Source organism: Buchnera aphidicola (Chaetosiphella stipae setosa) (assembly GCF_964059095.1).
Lineage (GTDB): Bacteria > Pseudomonadota > Gammaproteobacteria > Enterobacterales > Enterobacteriaceae > Buchnera_J > Buchnera_J aphidicola_BP.
The window spans coordinates 156,755-173,816 of sequence record NZ_OZ060394.1; the positions used below are offsets into that span (position 1 = coordinate 156,755).

General features: G+C 20.3%; 12 protein-coding genes, 1 other RNA gene and 1 pseudogene. 6 read left to right on the forward strand and 8 right to left on the reverse strand.

Annotated elements, in window-relative coordinates:
- Positions 1-115: 115 nt before the first annotated feature.
- Positions 116-760, forward strand: coding sequence for a uracil-DNA glycosylase (gene ung / locus AB4W52_RS00685; RefSeq protein WP_367675438.1), 645 nt, complete (start codon positions 116-118; stop codon positions 758-760).
- Between the two features lie 28 nt (positions 761-788).
- Here the strand turns inward: ung and grpE are convergent, their stop codons facing one another.
- Positions 789-1,193 (reverse strand): nucleotide exchange factor GrpE, encoded by a 405-nt coding sequence (gene grpE, locus AB4W52_RS00690; RefSeq protein ID WP_367675439.1) that lies wholly within the window; start codon positions 1,191-1,193, stop codon positions 789-791.
- 148 nt (positions 1,194-1,341) lie between these two features.
- Positions 1,342-1,715: a transfer-messenger RNA gene (ssrA, locus tag AB4W52_RS00695) on the reverse strand.
- Between the two features lie 159 nt (positions 1,716-1,874).
- Between ssrA and grxD the strand changes: the two genes are divergently transcribed.
- Entirely contained in the window at positions 1,875-2,210 is a 336-nt protein-coding gene (gene grxD / locus AB4W52_RS00700) for a Grx4 family monothiol glutaredoxin (protein ID WP_367675440.1), read from the forward strand.
- 79 nt (positions 2,211-2,289) lie between these two features.
- Here grxD and rnt read toward each other — a convergent pair whose 3' ends face one another.
- Positions 2,290-2,955, reverse strand: a complete 666-nt coding sequence (gene rnt / locus AB4W52_RS00705; protein ID WP_367675441.1) for a ribonuclease T — start codon at positions 2,953-2,955, stop codon at positions 2,290-2,292.
- 675 nt (positions 2,956-3,630) lie between these two features.
- Here rnt and pth point away from each other — a divergent pair.
- Together pth and ychF are read left to right on the forward strand one after the other, a co-directional pair.
- The gene (pth, locus tag AB4W52_RS00710) at positions 3,631-4,164 is read left to right on the forward strand and encodes an aminoacyl-tRNA hydrolase (protein WP_367675442.1); all 534 of its coding nucleotides are present in this window, start codon (positions 3,631-3,633) and stop codon (positions 4,162-4,164) included.
- A gap of 78 nt (positions 4,165-4,242) precedes the next feature.
- Positions 4,243-5,292, forward strand: a complete 1,050-nt coding sequence (gene ychF / locus AB4W52_RS00715; protein ID WP_367675443.1) for a redox-regulated ATPase YchF — start codon at positions 4,243-4,245, stop codon at positions 5,290-5,292.
- Between the two features lie 53 nt (positions 5,293-5,345).
- Here ychF and thrC read toward each other — a convergent pair whose 3' ends face one another.
- From thrC to dksA, 5 genes are all read right to left on the reverse strand, one after another.
- On the reverse strand, positions 5,346-6,644 hold the full coding sequence (gene thrC, locus AB4W52_RS00720) for a threonine synthase (RefSeq protein WP_367675444.1): 1,299 nt from the start codon (positions 6,642-6,644) through the stop codon (positions 5,346-5,348).
- Between the two features lie 8 nt (positions 6,645-6,652).
- Positions 6,653-7,585, reverse strand: a complete 933-nt coding sequence (gene thrB, locus AB4W52_RS00725) for a homoserine kinase (RefSeq protein ID WP_367675445.1) — start codon at positions 7,583-7,585, stop codon at positions 6,653-6,655.
- 17 nt (positions 7,586-7,602) lie between these two features.
- Positions 7,603-10,062 carry a bifunctional aspartate kinase/homoserine dehydrogenase I gene (gene thrA, locus AB4W52_RS00730; protein WP_367675446.1) on the reverse strand — a complete coding sequence of 820 codons (2,460 nt, stop codon included), beginning with the start codon at positions 10,060-10,062 and terminating at the stop codon, positions 7,603-7,605.
- Positions 10,063-11,007: 945 nt separating this feature from the next.
- Positions 11,008-12,186, reverse strand: a complete 1,179-nt coding sequence (gene pcnB / locus AB4W52_RS00735; protein WP_367675447.1) for a polynucleotide adenylyltransferase PcnB — start codon at positions 12,184-12,186, stop codon at positions 11,008-11,010.
- Between the two features lie 137 nt (positions 12,187-12,323).
- Positions 12,324-12,767, reverse strand: a complete 444-nt coding sequence (gene dksA / locus AB4W52_RS00740) for an RNA polymerase-binding protein DksA (protein ID WP_367675448.1) — start codon at positions 12,765-12,767, stop codon at positions 12,324-12,326.
- 236 nt (positions 12,768-13,003) lie between these two features.
- Between dksA and truA the strand changes: the two genes are divergently transcribed.
- Together truA and secA are read left to right on the forward strand one after the other, a co-directional pair.
- The gene (truA, locus tag AB4W52_RS00745) at positions 13,004-13,780 is read left to right on the forward strand and encodes a tRNA pseudouridine(38-40) synthase TruA (RefSeq protein WP_367675449.1); all 777 of its coding nucleotides are present in this window, start codon (positions 13,004-13,006) and stop codon (positions 13,778-13,780) included.
- 243 nt (positions 13,781-14,023) lie between these two features.
- Positions 14,024-16,516: pseudogene (secA, locus tag AB4W52_RS00750) on the forward strand (preprotein translocase subunit SecA); the annotation flags it as partial.
- Positions 16,517-17,062 lie beyond the last annotated feature (546 nt).

Consider the following 17,062-nt stretch of genomic DNA (forward strand, 5'->3'; position numbering starts at 1 on the left):
TTATAATATTTTTTATATTATTTATAGTAAATTTAATTTATTTTTATATTTTTAAATAATCATTTTTTTACAAGAAATAATTTTTTGGAAATCTCATGAAAAATAATATTTTTACTTGGAAAAATTTATTAAAAAAAAAAAAAATAAAATTTTTAAAATTATTCAAAAAATTAATTATGAAAGAAATTTTCAAGACATTTATCCTAAAAAAAAAGATGTTTTTAATGTTTTTCGTTTCACTGAATTTGAACGTATTAAAGTAGTTATTTTAGGACAAGATCCATATTTTAAACCAAATCAAGCTAATGGTTTATGTTTTTCTGTAAATAAAGGAGTTAATTATCCTCCTTCTTTAAAAAATATATTTAAAGAATTAACTTCGGATATACACAAAAACATTAAAATTAAATCTGGTGATTTAAAAAAATGGGCTAAACAAGGTGTTTTTCTTTTAAATTCTATATTGACAGTTTCTCGAAATTCACCTTGTTCTCATATAAAATATGGATGGGAGGAAATTACAGATTATGTCATATATTTAATCAATCAGTATCATTCTGGAATTATATTTCTTTTATGGGGATTATATGCACAAAAAAAGATTAATTTAATTAATAAAAATAAACATTATATTTTATGTGCATCACATCCATCTCCTTTTTCTGCATATAGAGGTTTTTTTGGTTGTAAACATTTTTCTATTGTAAATAAAATTCTTTTAAAGCAAAAAAAAAAAGTTATTGATTGGAGTATAGATTAGTTATTTTGATTTTTTTGAAAGTTATTTTTTAGTTTTTTTTTACATTTATATTACATTTTTTTATATTTTTTTTAATTATTTCTTTTAAAGATTGCTTGATTAATATAATTCCTTGAAATTCTGGAATATTTTCACATTTTTTAGATTTTAATTTATCAATAATTTTTTTAAGATTATTTAACACGATATAAATTTTTTCAAAAAATATTTTTTTTTTTTCTTTTTTTATAGATTGAATGTTTTCTTGAGTTTTTTTTTTTAAATTTTCAATTTTTGCAAATAATCTTAAAGGAGATTCTTTAATTTTTTTTTTTATTTCGTTAATTTTTTTTTTTAATTTTTTAATTTTTTTATCTTTTTTTTTTTCTATCTTTTGATTTACGCTATATTTTTCTTGAGAATGTTTTTTTTTTGATTGTTTTTTTTTTTGCATTTTTTTTTCCAAAAATATTTTAAATAACAAAAGTAAATTTTTTACATGAATTTTTAATATAAATTTTTTAAAGATTGAAAAAATTCTTTCATCAAAAAAAAATATAAATTTAATTGGATTTTCGTAATATGATTATAATTATTTTATTTTGGAGCTGGCGGGATTTGAACCCGCGTCCAAAAAATTTTTTTTATTAATGTACTACATGATTAGTCTTATATAATTTTTTTTCTTTTTCTTTTTTATTAAAGACGTTTAAAAAGAAAAATAGTTTTTTTTTTTAACATAAAAAGCAAAAACAAACTTTTTATGCGATCTCTAAATTTTATATCCATTATACATAATTTTATTTTAAGAGAAGAAAATAAAATTAAAATGGGCTTTAAAACAGTTTTTTAAGCTGCTAAAGCGTATTCGTTGTTATTTTTTGCAGATATTTTTTTTCGGTTTTTTAACGAGGCAAACCGAACCTCGTCATGCACACTAATATAAAAATATTTTGTCAAATCCAAAATCAGCCCCATAAATATAAATGTTTATAATATTTAATTAAATGAATATCATAAATATTTTAGTATGTTTGTATTATTTAATAAATATATTATAAATATATTTTTTTTAATTACAAATAAAATATATTCATTTTATAATCTTATTATTCTTTAATAGAGGTATTTTTTTATGAAAATTATTTCCAAAATTCAAGATCAAATTAATAAAAATCCTATTCTTCTTTATATGAAAGGTTCTCCTGAATTTCCTAGTTGTGGTTTTTCTGCAAAAGCAGTAAAAATTTTATCATCTTTAAAAGTACGATTTGCATATATAGATGTTATTCAAAATCCAGATATTAGAAGAGAATTGCCTATTTTTTCTAATTGGCCAACTTTTCCTCAATTATGGATTTCAGGAGAATTAATCGGTGGAAGTGATATTATGGAAGATTTATTTCATCGCGGTAAATTAAAAAAAATTATTAAAAAATGTTTGTTAAAAAAAAATGAAATTTTAAAATAAAGAATTATTTTAAATATTTGTTTAAAACATATTTTTTTGAAATTTGAAGATATAATGTATAAAATTTTAGAAAAAAATTTTACATTGTATCTTTGAAAAATTTTTTATATTTTTTTTTTATAGGCCAACCACCTAATTTTTTCCAACGATTAACAATCTTACAAAATAAATGTGCAGTTTTTAAAGTATCGTATAAAGCTGAATGCGCTTGATTATTATCAAAAGATAATCCTATTGCTCTACATGCTTTAGATAATACTGTTTGCCCTACTGCTAATCCGCTTAATGCTGCTGTGTCAAATGTTGCAAACGGATGAAAAGGATTATTTCTGTGTTTTCCTCTTTTGCATGCTTCCATAAGAAAATTATGATCAAAATTTGCATTATGTGCTACAATAATTCCTTTACTACAGCCATATTTTTCTATTCCTTGATAAATAATTGAGAAAATTTCTTTGAGCGCTTGTTTTTCACTGACAGCTCCTCTTAACGGATTAAAAGGATCAATTTTATTAAAAGATAAAGCTTCTTTTTTAATTAAAGATCCTTGGAATGGTTTAACATGGAAATGAATTTTTTTTTCAATGTTTAACCAACCATTTTCGTTCATATTTAATGTAATAACTGCAATTTCTAAAATTGCATCAGTTTTTGGATTAAAACCTGCTGTTTCTACATCAATTACAACTGGATAAAATGTTCTAAATCTTTTACTCAATAAACTTTTTTTTTTTATTGTATGCATTATTTATTCCAGAATGAAAATATAATTCTAATTTATATTAGAAATTTATAAATTTTTTTAGAAAGCGATATCTATAATATAAGTAAAGAATTTTAATTTTAAAGATTAAAATTTAACATATTCATCTTGATATGTTAAGAATAACAAATAAAATTTTATATAAATATTTCTTCTTGAGTTGAATATTTTAAAAAATATAAATGAAGAAAATTATTTTGTATATAATAAAATTAAAATTATTATAAATATTTTTTATCTTTTTTTTAGATAGAAAATATTTTTATTATTTTTTTATTTTTTGATTTTTAAAAATATTTGTATTAAATTTTAATTTAAAGTAGTTTTAGGAAACTAATATCATTTATAGAATTTTAATATAAATTTATAAACACATAAAATAAATTTTTTATTGAATAAACTGTTGTATGTGATATAAAATTTTTTAAATATTTTCTAGATATTTAGCATGTCTATTTTTATATATAATAAATTTATTATTTTAAAAATTTTTTAATTACATTTCTTTTAAAATAAATCTATTTTTTTATTTTTTTTTTTTTTTTTTTTTTTAAAAAAATATCTTTTTTAAATTTTTATATACATTTGTAGTATATAGAAAAGTATCTTTATTTTTAAAATATTTTTCATATTAATAATAATTTAGGGTATTAAATTTTGCAAAATATAAAAATGATAATAGGACTAGGAAATCCAGTGTTAAAATATAATAAAACACGTCATAATACAGGAGTATGGTATCTCGAAATGTTATCAAAATTATATAATAAAAAATTTATTAAAATAAAAAAATTTAATGGATATGAAAGTAATATTATATATTCAAAAAAAAAAATTATTTTATTTATTCCAGATATTTTTATGAACTTAAATTTTTTACCAATATTAAAAATATCTTCTTTTTATAATATAAAATTATCAGAAATGTTAATTATTCATGATGAATTAGATTTAGAACCTGGTGAAGTAAAACTGAAAAATGGTTTTGGAAGTAATGGACATAAAGGATTAAAAGGAATTATTCAAGCATTTAAAAAAAAAACTTTTTATCAGCGTTTATCAATTGGGATTGGTAGACCACAGAAAAATTATGTAACATCTGATTATGTTTTATCACCACCGGATTTATGTGAAAAAAAAAAAATATTTAAAGCAATTAGAAAATCTATTCTTTCCATTTTTAGTATATAAATGATAAAAATTTAATAATTTATAAAATTTTTTCTTTTTAATTTTTTTTGAAGATTGTTTCATTTTTTAGGGAAAAATATGGGTGTAAAATGTGGAATTATTGGTTTACCTAATGTAGGTAAATCTACTATTTTTAATATTTTAACAAATTTATCAGTTCCTTCTTTAAATTTTCCTTTTTGTACAATTAATCCAAATATAGGGTTTTCTCCTATTTTTGATAAAAGATTATTAGAATTAAAAAAAATTATTTGTCCAAAAAAAGTTACTAAAACATTTATTAAAATAGTTGATATTGCAGGATTAGTACCAGGAGCTCATAAAGGAGAAGGATTAGGAAATAAGTTTTTAGATAACATTAGAGGCGTAGATTCTTTAATTCATGTTGTTAGAGTTTTTCAAGATGAAAATATTATACATATTCAAAAAAAAATTGATCCTATTAATGATATTAAAATAATTAATACAGAATTAATTTTTTCAGATATAGAAATATGTGAAAAAAGTCTTTTGCTAAATAAACGTAACAAATATTTAGATAAAAATATTTTGTTACAAGAAAGAGAATTATTGAAAAAGTGTTTATTACATTTAGAGAAATTTTCTTTTTTAAAAGATGTAAAATTTTCTGAAATAGAATTATCTTTCCTAAAAAGTTTCAAATTTCTCACATTAAAACCTACATTATTTTTAATTAATTCTGATTCAAAGATCAATGATAAACTGTTATTAGAGCGAGTGAAAAATTTTTTAAAGAATGATTGTATAAAGATTATTTTTCCGACATCTTATAGTACAAGTGATTTGATAAAAAGAAATCAAGATACTAATATTTCTGAAATAATTTCTTCTATTTATCATAATTTAAATTTAAAAACTTTTTTTACTGTTGGTGTTAAAGAAGTTCGAGCTTGGCCATTTTTAAAAAATTCTTCTGCTGTTGAAGTAGCAAAAATAATACATAGTGATTTTAGTAAGGGATTTATTCGCGCTAAAGTTATTAGTTATTTAGATTTTATAAAATATAAATCTGAAAGTAATGCAAAAAAATTTGGAAAAATAAGATTAGAAGGAAAAGATTATATAGTTAAAGATGGAGATATTATACATTTTTTGTTTAATGTATAAAAAAAATTTTATTTTCCTCTATAGAGAGGATTTTTCCCTCTCTATTTTATTTTTTATTTTTTTATTAATATTTTTTTTAACAAATGAAAACTAGGTTTAATACTATAAGACAGTTCTTTTAAATTAATATAATTTGATGCTGAATTTGGTATTTTTAATTTTATTTGTAAAATTTTTTCAACTGTTTCTTGAAATTTAATCGGATGTGCAGTTCCTAAAAAGATTCCATATAAATTTTTTTTTTCTAATGATTTTTTTAGTAATGTATATGCAATAGAAGCGTGCGGTTCAGAGATATAATTAAATTTTTGAAATAGTTCTTTAAGATGTTTTTTTGTTGATTTTTCTGATACAGAACCATATTCTAAATGTTTATTAATTTTCCATTTATTTTTTTTTAGTATTTCTTGTACTCTTGGCCAGTTATTTGGTCTACTAATGTCCATTGCATTTGAAATAGTTGAAATTGTTTTATATGGATTCCATATTCCTGTTTTTAAATATCTTGGAACAGTATTATTTGAATTTGTAGATAATATAAATTTTTTTACTGGTAAACCCATGGATTTTGCTATTAATCCAGCGGTTAAATTTCCAAAATTTCCGCATGGTACAGAAATAACTATTTTATTATGAAGGTCTTTAGGAACTAAATGAAATATTTCAAAAAAATAACAAATTTGAGCAAGTAAACGACTAATATTAATTGAATTAGCAGAATTAAGTTGTGTATATTCTCTAATATCTGAGTCATTAAATGCTTTTTTTACTAATTTTTGACATTCATCAAAATTTCCATCAACGGAAATGGTGGTAATGTTTTTTCCTAAAGTACAAAATAATTTTCTTTGTATTGTGCTAATTTTCCCTTTTGGATAAAGTACAACAACTCGAATATTTTTCATTTTATAAAATGCGTGCGCTACAGCTGCTCCTGTATCTCCTGAAGTTGCTGTAAGAATAGTAATAGATTTTTTTTCTGTATTTAATAAAGATAATATTTGTGCCATAAATCTTGCACCGTAATCTTTAAAAGCTAAAGTAGGTCCATGAAATAATTCACAACATGCAATGTTTTTTTTAATATAAGAAATTTTTGGACCAGGAAAAGAGAATGATGATTGAATACTTGAATTAATCGTTTTTTTTTTTATTTCAGAACCAATAAACATTGATAAAATTTTTTGACTTCTTGTAATAAAATTTTTATTAATTAATTTTTTTATTTTTTTTTTAGAAATCTTTGGGATAATTTCTGGAAAAAATAAACCTTGTTTTTTTCCTAAACCTAATTTTATTGCTTGAGTGAAATTCACTTTTTCTTTAATATCTTTAAGATTATATAAATTCATTATTTTTTTTATCCTATTTCTCTTGCACCAAAAGAATCTATTTTACAAATATGAGAAAATCCTTCTTTTGTTTGTATATAATTTTCTAGAAAATAGTTTTGGATTTTTTTAGCATTTTGTTTATTTGTAGTAATTGAAAAAAGAGTAGGTCCTGAACCAGAAATTCCATGAGCTAAAGAGCCTATTTTTTTTAAGTTTTTTTTATGTTGAATAAATCCATGAATTAATTTTTTTCTAAAAGGTTCTGCTATAACATCTTTTATAGAAGATATTGCTAAATCTGACCTTTTAGTATAAGAAGAATATAAAAATTTTGAAATATTTTTCCCATATTGAATACATGTTTTTCTTTTGTATAAATTTGGTAAAATAGATCTAGATTTTTCTGTAGATAATTTTGTTCCTGGCCACGCGATAATCCAGAACCATTCTTTAAAATATGGAATTTTTTTAGAAATATTTTTTTTTGTATTTAAAATTAATTGCATTCCACCAAGATAAGATGGCGCTACATTATCGTAATGTTTTTCACCCGATATTTTTCCTTCTAATGATCCCATAATTTTTAATAATTTATTTCTATTTAAAGGTTTATTAAAAAGAGTATTTAAAGCAACTAATGTAGATACGATAGAAGATGCACTAGATCCAAGACCAGAACTTATAGGTAAATTTTTTTGAAGAATTATATGTATTTTATTTTTTTTTTTATGAATTTTTTTAAAAAATAAAGAGCATGCTTTCCATACAATATTTTCTTTTTGAGATTGTGGTATTTCTTGAGAGAATTGTCCAGTATTAGTTAATTGAAATTTATGAGATGATTTTATAGTAATAATATCTCCTAAAAGTGTATTATTTATTGGAGTAATTGCAGCACCTAGGATATCAAATCCAACTCCTACATTTCCAATAGATGCTGGTGCATATATTTTTATCATTTTATATATTCCATATATTACAAAATAGTATTTAATAAATCAGAAAAAACGCCCGATGCTGTAACTTCTTTTCCTGCTCCATATCCTCTTATTACTAATGGTATAGGTTGATAATATTTACTGTAAAAAGATAATGCGTTTTCTCCATCTTTTACATTATATAATGGATCTTTTTTGTTTATTTTTGCAATTTTTACTTCACAGATTCCATTTTTCTTAATTGTTCCTATAAATTTTATTTTTTGATTGTTTTTTTTTGCGGAATTAATTTGTTCAAAAAAATATTTATTAAATTTTTTTATTTCTTCTAAAAATTCTTGGATATTATTTTTTTTATTGATTTTTTCTGGTAGGATTTTTTGTATTTTGATATCTTTAAGTTCTATATTATGTCCTATTTCACGAGCAATAATTAGCAACTTTCTTGCTACGTCTAATCCTGATAGATCTTCTCTTGGATCAGGTTCTGTAAATCCATTTTTTTGAGCTTTTTTAATTGCTTGTGAAAATGACATTCCTTCTTCTAGTTTTCCAAAAATAAAAGATAATGATCCTGAAAGAATTCCTTTAAAATGTAGTATTTTATCTCCTGTTTTCATAAAATTTTTTATTGTTTGGATAACAGGCAATCCTCCACCAACGTTTGTTTCATATAAAAATTTTCTATTTTTTTTATGTGCTATTTTTCTAATTTTTTTATAATTAATTAAATCTCCTGTGTTAAATTTTTTATTTGAAGTAATTACATGATATCCTTTTTTGATATAATTAATATATTGATTTGAAATTTTTTTACTAGAAGTACAGTCAATAATAGACGGATTAATATAATTATTTTTTTTAATTATTTTATTTATTTTTTCAATAATTTTTTTTTCTGTAATATATTTTTTTGTATTATTTAGAAATTTTTTTTTCCATAGTTTGATATTAATTACATTTTTATTAAAAAGTATTTTTTTTGAATTTGCTATTAAAAAAATTTTTATAGATATATTTTTTTTTTTGAGTCTGCTTTTTTCTTGAGAAATTTGTTTTAATAAAGTTTGTCCAATTCCTCCTATACCTAATAAAAAAATTTCTATTATTTTAGATGGATTAAAAATAATTTTATGTATTAATTTTATTCCTTTGTTTCTGTTTTTAGAATTAATAATAAATGAAATTATATCCTTTGATTGATAAGTAATTGATTGTAAAATATCAATTTGAGTGTTTTTATATATTTTTTTGATCATTTTTAATAATTTATTTTTTTCAGAAATTTTTTCTTGAACAATAGATATCATAGATAGTTTTTTTTTTATTTTGATTTTTTTCTGAAAATCTTCTGTTTGAAATATTTTATTTTTTATTATATATAGAGTTTTTTTAAAATATTTTTTCTGTATATAAAAATTTATATATTTTTTCTCGATTGTATTAACAATAGAAAAAATTGAAATTTTATGATTTGTAAAGTTTTCTAAGATTTTTTTTTGTATTATATTATTTTCTTTGTTTGTGCATGTTATTAAAAATTGATACATATTTTTGATATATGTAATACTAGGATAATCTTGGATTTTTTTTCCTTGTAGTTTTTTTTCAATTTTTGTTCCGATAAAATTTTTATTAAATGTATTTTTCACATAACATGGAATATTAAATTTTTTTAATGGTAAAATTGTTTTTGGATGTAAAACTTTTGCTCCTAAATTTGATAGTTTTAAGACTTTGTTATATGTAATATTTGAAATTATTTTTGCATTAGATACTATTTTAGGATCACAGGTTAAAATTCCATTAACATCTGTCCAAATTTCACAAGATTTTGCTTGTAGACATGCAGATAAAATGGCTGCAGAATAATCTGATCCATTTCTTCCTAATAAAACTAAGTTTTTTTTATTATTTCCTCCGATGAATCCAGGCATTAAAATAATTGATTTTTTATGAAAATTTAATTTTTTTATCTTTTTTTTTGAGTTTTGAATATCAACAGAAGAATCTAAAATATTTCCATGAGCAATAAGATTTTTTATTGGATTAATAATAAACGTTTTATAATTTTTAGAAATTAATATATTTTCCATTATTTTAGTCGATAATATTTCTCCTTTGGAAATTATTTTTGCAAAAACATTATCAGGGCATTGTTTTAAAAAATATATACTTTTTAATGTTTTTCTGAGAAATTTTATTTCTGTATCAAGTTTATTGATTAGTTCTTTTGAAGAAAATTTTTCATTTTTTACAGAGAGCTCTTTTATTATTTGATAGAATTTTTTTTCTATTTTAGAAATTTCTTTTTTATAATTTTTTTTTTTAACTGCTAATCTAATTGCTTTTTCTAAAAGATTTGTTATTTGAGCTGGAGCTGATAAAACAACTGCAATTTTATTTTTTTTAAATTTTTTTATAATTATTTTTGAGACTAAAAGTATATTTTGTGAATTAGCTAAAGAGGTTCCCCCAAATTTTAATACTTGAATCATTTTTAAATCTCCTAGCTTTTCAATAAAATTGTTTAATTTGTTTTTAATAAATGAATAATTTTTTTTATTTTTAATTGTTGAAATTTTTATTTCTTATTTATAATTTAACAGATTAATTTTTTTATTAAATGTTTATAAATAATATTTTTTTCATTTTTTTTAATTTTTTTTCATATTTTATAAATTATATATAAAAAATGATTTTTTGTTTTAGCATATAAAAAAATTTTTTTATATATTATGATTTTTCTTTAAAAAAATTTTGTATATTCTTTAAATAAAAAAAATAATTATGTAATCCAGTATAGAAATTTTTTTATTTTTTAAATTTAATTTGTAAAATTTCAAAATTGATTATTTAAATTATAAGAAATAATGAAATAATTATAAAAAAATTTTTTGAATAATTTTTATTTTGTAATTTTATTAATCTTTTTTTTATTTATTTTTGATATCTCAATGAAAATGATGAATTCTTTATTTTATAAAGAAGTTTTAGATTAGGAAGAAATTTTTTCATGATAATTTATTTTTATTAAGAGAACAGAAAAAATCTTTAAAAAATTTTTTTTAAAAATATTTTTTTGTGATATTTTTTGAAAAAGTTTAAATAAAAAATTAAAAAATTTTATATATTTTGTTATTTAATAAAACATTAAAAATAAATGTTTATATGTTTTTTTATTTTCCATATTATTTATTTTTTTAATTGTATAAATATAAAATATTTTATTTTAGTTAAATAGTATTAAAAAATTTTTTTATAAAGAATTTTAAAAGAAATAATTTTTTTATTTTTTTAATAAAATTTTTTATTAAAGAATAAATTAATTTTTTTATAGAAATTTTAAATAAAAAAATTAATTTTAAATTTGATATTTTTTATTTAAAATTTTTATAAAATAAAATTTAATAACTATTCTTAAAAATAAAAATATTACTTTATTATATTTCTGAAAAAATTATTTTTTTTTCAATATTTTTTTTTAAAATATATAATTTATATATTTCATGAAATTTTTTATTTTTTTTATTTTTCAAGAAAATTTTTTTTTTATTAAATTTAATTATATTTATTATGTTCCAAATTTCTTTGATTGCGAAAATTATTTGTTTAGGAATGGATAAAATATAAGAGGCTTTTTTTAAAATAATTTTTAAAGAAATATATGCAGCATCTTTGTAATTAATTTTTTTATCATTTTGTATTTTTTCTATATGAAAAACGTATGGATACCATAATATTGCAGACCATAAAAAAGCGGGATTAATTTTTTTTTTTCTTTTAATTTTTTTATCGTTTTTTTTTAATACATGAATTGTTAAAGTATTAATTAATAAATTTATTCTTTTATTATAATGTAAAAATGGAAAATGAAAAATTCTTTTTAATAAAGAAAATTTTTTTAGCTTTTTGTATGCTTTATATCCACATCCTGTTTGTAAGAGTTTATTTAATTCACTATATAATCTTGCTGCAGGAACATGAGATATTAATTTTGCTAATTTGGGAATTGCTATAGCTGTTTTTCTTTCTATTCTCATGTTTAATTGTACTGAGAAACGTATGACTCGAAGCATTCTTACAGGATCTTCTCTATATCGAGTTTCAGGATCTCCAATTAATCGAATAATTTTTTTTTTAATGTCTTGAATTCCTCCGACATAATCTCTAATACTTAAATCAAATATATTTAAATATAAAGTATTTATCGTTAAGTCTCTTCTTTCTGCATCTTCTTCTATTTCTCCGAAAACATTGTCTCTTAATAATATTCCTAATTTTTCTTTTTTTTTAAATATTTTTTTTTTTATTTGTTTATTTTTTGTATTTCCTCTAAAAGTAGATACTTCGATTATTTCTTTTTTAAAAATAATATGCGCAATTTGAAATCTTCGTCCAATTAATCTACAGTTTTTAAATAATTTTTGTATTTCAAAAGGAGTAGCATTAGTTGCTAAATCAAAATCTTTTGGTTCATTTCCTATTATTAAATCTCTGACGCTTCCTCCTACAAGATAAGCTTGATATCCTGATTTATTTAATCGGAATAAAATTTTTAGCGCGTTTTTACTAATTTTTTTACGAGAAATATTATGATTTCTTTTATGAATTATGATCATGTTGTTTATTTATTTTAAAGTGTTTTTATTAAAAGCATATTGAATATTTTTAATATTATAATTAATCTCATACATGAGTATAATTTAATTTTTTTAAGATAGTGAAATAGAATTTTTCTTTTTCACTATCTTTTTTTTTATCCGAGCATTTGTTTTTCTCTAATTTCTTCTAATGTTTTACAATCAATGCATAAATGTGCGGTAGGTCTAGCTTCTAATCTTTTAATTCCTATTTTTACTCCGCAAGAAGAGCAATATCCAAATTCTTTTTCTTTGATTTTTTTTAATGTATACTCAATTTTTTTTATTAATTTATTTTCTCTATCTTGATTTAATAACTCTAAATTAAATTCTTCTTCTTGCACTGCTCTATCAACTGGATCTGGAAAATTAGAAGATTTTTTAGATATTTGATATTTATTTTTTTTTTTTAATTGTTTTTTCCATGTTTCAAGGATTTTTTTAAAATGTTGAATTTGATTAGAGTTCATATATTTTTCATTTTTTTTTTTTTGATAAGAACAAACGCCTGCTAATGATAAAATACTTAAAGAAGATTTATTAGAATTTTTTTTTTTCATTTTTTTCCTATAATTTTATTTTTTTTAAAAAATTGAATAGAGTTAATATAATAAAAATTTTACTAATTTTCTAATATATATTAGAAATTTATAATATGGAATTAAATATTTTTAAAATTTTTTATTCTTTCATACGATTTTTTTAAAAAAAATAATTAAACAAAAAATATTTAAAAATTTATATCTTAAAGTTATTTATAATAATTATTTTTTTTTTTGAAAAAAGGTTTAAAATTATGAAATTAGTTTGTGGAGTGGAATATGATGGAAGTAAATATTATGGATGGGAGAGTCATATTAAAAAATATTCTATTAAAAGTAAGTTAGAATATTCTATATCAAAAATAGCTAATGAGGATATTACAATTTTTTGCGCAGGTCGAACAGATTCTGGTGTCCATGCTATTAATCAAGTGATACATTTTGAAACTAAAGTTTTCAGAGAAATTCATTCATGGATTTTTGGTATTAATAGTTTTTTACCAAAAGATATTTCTATTATTTGGGCAAAGTATGTTTCTCATAAATTTCATGCACGTTATTCTGCTATTTCAAGAAGTTATCGTTATATTATATACAATAGTGATATTAGATCTTCTATTTTAAGAAATAATGTGAATCATGTTTTTTGTAATTTGGATGTAAATAGAATGAATATATCTAGTCAATCATTAATTGGAGAACATGATTTTTCTTCATTTCGAGCTTCTGGTTGTCAGTCTTTTACTCCTTGGAGAGAAATCAAAAATATTAAAGTATATAAATATAAAAAATTTTTTATAATTATTGATATTACTGCAAATTCTTTTTTATATCATATGGTGAGAAATATTGTCGGTTGTTTAATTGAAATTGGTCGATTTAAAAAAAAAAAATCCTGGTTATCAGATCTTTTAAAATTGAGAAATCGAAGTTTGTCCGGACCGACAGTACAATCCAAGGGGTTATATTTATTATCTGTAAAATATTCTAAAAAATTTAATATAAAGAATAATAATTTTTTTTTTTTATAATTTTTTTTTATGTTCTTTTCTTTTTTTTTCAGCAGTGGATTTTAATTTATAATAAATTTTTGTAATTTTATTGTTGCAAAATTTGTATAATTATAATTAAGGATAATTAAAATGATTTATTTTAAAATTTAAAAATCAAACAAATTTATTAAAACTTTTTATTATTTATTTTTATATATATTGAAAAATAAAATTAAAAAATTTTAATATATAATTTAAAATTTTTATATAAGAGAAAAAAAAATGTTTTTTAGTTTCTTCAGAAGTATTTTTGGAACTCGTAATGATAAAATATTAAATAGATTAGATAAAATTGTACAAGAAATTAATAAATTAGAAAGTGTATATAAAAATTTTACTGATAATGAATTAAAAGAAAATACAAAAGTTTTCATTAATCGTTTAAAGAAAAAAGATACTTTAGATAATTTATTAATAGAAGCATATGCGACTGTGAGAGAAGCAAGTAAAAGAGTATTTAATATGCGTCATTTTGATGTTCAAATATTAGGTGGAGTTGTTTTACATAATAGATGTATTGCAGAGATGAAGACTGGTGAAGGAAAAACTTTAACATCAACACTTCCTGTATATTTAAATGCTCTTTCAGGAAATGGTGTTCATATTATTACTATGAATGATTATTTAGCTAAACGCGATTCAGATACAAATAAAGAATTATTTGAGTTTTTAGGTTTAAGTGTGGGGTTAAATTTATCAAGTTCTTCTTTTGATGAAAAGAAAAAAGCTTATGATGCAGATATAACATATGGAACGAATAATGAATTTGGCTTCGATTATTTGAGAGACAATATGGTTTTCCGTCCTGAAGATCAAGTGCAAAGAAATTTAAATTATGCTTTAATTGACGAGGTAGATTCTATCTTAATTGATGAGTCTAGAACACCTTTGATTATATCAGGCGAGGAAGATGATTGTTCGGATTTATACGTAAAGATTAATAAAATTATTGTGCATTTGGTTCAACAAGAAAAAGAAGATACAGAAGATTTTATTGGTGAAGGAGATTTTTTTTTAGATGAAAAATTAAAACAAGTTCATTTAACAGAACGTGGTTTAATAAAAGTAGAAAAAATTTTAGTAAAAAAAAAAATTATAGAGAAACATGAATCTTTATATTCCTCTCAGAATATAAAGTTATTACATCATATTCTTGCTTCTTTACGAGCACATAAATTATTTACTAAAAATGTTGATTATATAGTTAAAAATAATGAAATCATTATAGTAGATGAGCATACTGGTCGTATTACTCCTGGAAGAAGATGGTCTGATGGATTACATCAAGCAATAGAAGCAAAAGAAAATGTTATAGTAAAAAATGAAAATAAAACTTTAGCATCTATTACATTTCAGAACTATTTTCGTTTGTATAAAAAATTATCAGGAATGACTGGAACTGCATATACTGAATCTTTTGAATTTCAAGAAATTTATGATTTAGATACTGTAGTAATACCTACAAATCGTCCTATGGTTAGGAAAGATTTTCCTGATTTAGTTTATTTAACTGAAAAAGAAAAATTAGAAGCTATTATTAAAGATATTGAAAGATGTTATTCTAAAAAACAACCAGTTTTAGTTGGCACAATCTCTATAGAAAAATCTGAATTTATTTCAAAATATTTATCTAAATTAAATATTAAACATAATGTTTTAAATGCGAAATTTCATAAACAAGAGGCAAGTATTATTTCTCAGGCTGGACAATTAGGTGCAGTTACTATTGCAACAAATATGGCTGGTAGAGGAACTGATATTATTTTAGGAGGATATTTTGAAAATCAAGATTTTCATTCTAGTCTTCATAAGAAAGATAGTGTTTTTGATTTAAAAAGAAAAAAATGGAAAGAAAATCATGATTTAGTTTTATCTGTAGGAGGATTACATGTAATTGGTACTGAAAGACATGAATCCCGAAGAATAGATAATCAATTAAGAGGAAGATCTGGACGCCAAGGAGACATAGGATCTTCAAGGTTTTATGTTTCTATGGAAGATCACTTAATGAGAATTTTTGCTTCAGAAAAAGTAATCAAAGTTATGAGAAATCTTGGTATGAAATATGGTGAATCTATTGAAAGCCAGTGGGTGAGTAAAGCAATTTCGCATGCACAAAAAAAAGTAGAGAGTAGAAATTTTGATATTCGAAAGCATTTGTTAGAATACGATAATGTAATTAACGAACAAAGAAAAATAATATATAAACAAAGAAATATATTAATAAAGAAAAGAAATATTCACAGTACTATTTTAGAAATTTCTAGAGATGTGTTTTTTTCTATAGTAAAAAGTTTTATTAATATGGATAAAATTTCTTTAAAAAAATTTGATTTTAGGAAATTAGAAAAACATTTGTTGAAATATTTTTCTATTTTTCTTTCTTTTCAAGATGTTTTAAATAATAAAAAAATTTGCAAAAAAGTAGATATTTTGGAAATTATATTAAAAAAATTTAAAAATAACTATTTTCTAAAAGAAAAGATTGTTGGATTTAATTATATGAGAAATGTAGAGAAGTCTATCATGTTAAGAACATTAGATTTGTTTTGGCAAGAACATTTATCTGAAATGGAATATTTAAGACAAGGAATCCATTTAAGAGGATATGCACAAAAGGATCCTAAATCAGAATACAAGCGTGAATCTTTTATTATTTTTTCAAATATGTTAGAGTCATTAAAATATGCTATTGTGTCAAAATTAAGTAAAATTTGCTTTTCTCAATTTAGTCCATATGGAAATACACAAACAAATTACAAATTTTGCCTTGATGAATAAATATTTAAAAAAATGAGAATTTTTTACATAAAAAAATATTACAGATAATTTCTATATTTTATATAGAAAGAATATATAAGTTTTTGTATTTATTTTTTTGTAAAATATTTTGATTTTTCTGCATTGAAAGCAGTTAAAGGTTTTTTATATTTTTTAAAAAATATACATTAAAATAAAAATTTTAATATTTATTTATAAAATATATATTTTTATAATAATTTTTTAAAAAATTTTATTTGAGTAAATGTATATAATGTAGTTAAAGTGTTCAAAAAATATTTTTTATAAAAAATATTTAATTATAAAGAAAGAATAAAAGTTATAATAGAGATATTATATTTCGTATATAGTTTTTAAAAAGATAAAGTTTTTAAAAGAAATTTTTTGTCATTGATTTTTTAATATTTTCATGTAATTAAATTAATATCTATTTTAGATTTATTTAATAAAAAATTTTTATATAAATATATTTTTTAATTT

Excerpts from the sequence above, each read along its gene's own strand:
- thrB (WP_367675445.1), bottom strand. The coding sequence starts at position 7,585 with ATGATAAAAATATATGCACCAGCATCTATTGGAAATGTAGGAGTTGGA.
- dksA (WP_367675448.1), bottom strand. The coding sequence starts at position 12,767 with ATGAAAAAAAAAAATTCTAATAAATCTTCTTTAAGTATTTTATCATTA.
- grxD (WP_367675440.1), top strand. The coding sequence starts at position 1,875 with ATGAAAATTATTTCCAAAATTCAAGATCAAATTAATAAAAATCCTATT.
- truA (WP_367675449.1), top strand. The coding sequence starts at position 13,004 with ATGAAATTAGTTTGTGGAGTGGAATATGATGGAAGTAAATATTATGGA.
- pcnB (WP_367675447.1), bottom strand. The coding sequence starts at position 12,186 with ATGATCATAATTCATAAAAGAAATCATAATATTTCTCGTAAAAAAATT.
- rnt (WP_367675441.1), bottom strand. The coding sequence starts at position 2,955 with ATGCATACAATAAAAAAAAAAAGTTTATTGAGTAAAAGATTTAGAACA.
- ychF (WP_367675443.1), top strand. The coding sequence starts at position 4,243 with ATGGGTGTAAAATGTGGAATTATTGGTTTACCTAATGTAGGTAAATCT.
- grpE (WP_367675439.1), bottom strand. The coding sequence starts at position 1,193 with ATGCAAAAAAAAAAACAATCAAAAAAAAAACATTCTCAAGAAAAATAT.
- thrA (WP_367675446.1), bottom strand. The coding sequence starts at position 10,062 with ATGATTCAAGTATTAAAATTTGGGGGAACCTCTTTAGCTAATTCACAA.
- thrC (WP_367675444.1), bottom strand. The coding sequence starts at position 6,644 with ATGAATTTATATAATCTTAAAGATATTAAAGAAAAAGTGAATTTCACT.